Below are 857 nucleotides of genomic sequence, written 5' to 3' on the forward strand. Positions count from 1 at the left end.
TTGTGGGTCGTGTGGGTGGCGTGTAGGGCGGCGGCGAACTCGCGGGAGCGGTAGCAGGAGCCGTTGTCGGTCAGGACTCGTTCGATCCGCTCGATGCCGCAGGCGGCGAACCAGGCGGCGGCGCGGGCCCAGAACGCGGCGGCGGTGGTCTTGGTTTCGTCGGGCAGGATCTCGGTGTAGGCCAGCCGGGAGTGATCGTCGATGGCGTTGTGCAGGTAGCTGTAGCCCAGTCTGGCGCGGGGACCGGTGCTGTTGTTGGGGATCGGGACGCTGCGGGTGCTGTTGGGTGACCCGGCGGCGCGGCCGTGGACGCGGTGGCCGCCGCCGTCGGGAATGTTGCCCAGCTTCTTGATGTCGACGTGCACCAGGTCGCCGGGTCGTGGGTGTTCGTAGCGGCGCACGACCCGGCCGGTGGCGCGGTCGAGGTGGGCCAGGCAGGCCAGCCCGTAGCGGGTCAGGACGCGGTGCACGGTGGAGGCGGCGATCCCGAGCAGGAACCCGATGCGGGCCGGTCCCCACCGACGCAGAACCCGGACCTTGATGATGCGCCGCTCGCGGCGGGTTGGAGTGCGACGCGGGCTGTGGTGCGGTCGGCTGGAGCGGTCGCTCATTGCGGCCGGCCCGTCCTCGCGGAAACGGTCTGCCCAGCGCTTCGCGGTGCCGACTGAGACCTGGAACCGTTGCGCCGCGCGCCGCAGCGGCCAGCCGTCCTCGACGATGCAGCGGGCCAGGCGCTCACGACCGACCGGGGACAACGGGGCGTTACGGTGGAGCACGAGGGCCTCCTTGCTCGGTGCAGATGTCGCAATCCACACCGGACCTGGAGGCCCTCCCTCACATCAAGATCATCCCGGTCG

Annotated in this window: 1 protein-coding gene; it reads right to left on the reverse strand. The window is 71.1% G+C overall.

The genetic code is table 11. The features are described 5' to 3' along the window. A partial coding sequence (locus tag ABEA81_RS42330; RefSeq protein WP_345613709.1) for an IS481 family transposase occupies positions 1-776 on the reverse strand: 776 nt, incomplete at its 3' end. Positions 777-857 lie beyond the last annotated feature (81 nt).

This window comes from Pseudonocardia adelaidensis (genome assembly GCF_039543345.1).
Taxonomy (GTDB): Bacteria; Actinomycetota; Actinomycetes; order Mycobacteriales; family Pseudonocardiaceae; genus Pseudonocardia; species Pseudonocardia adelaidensis.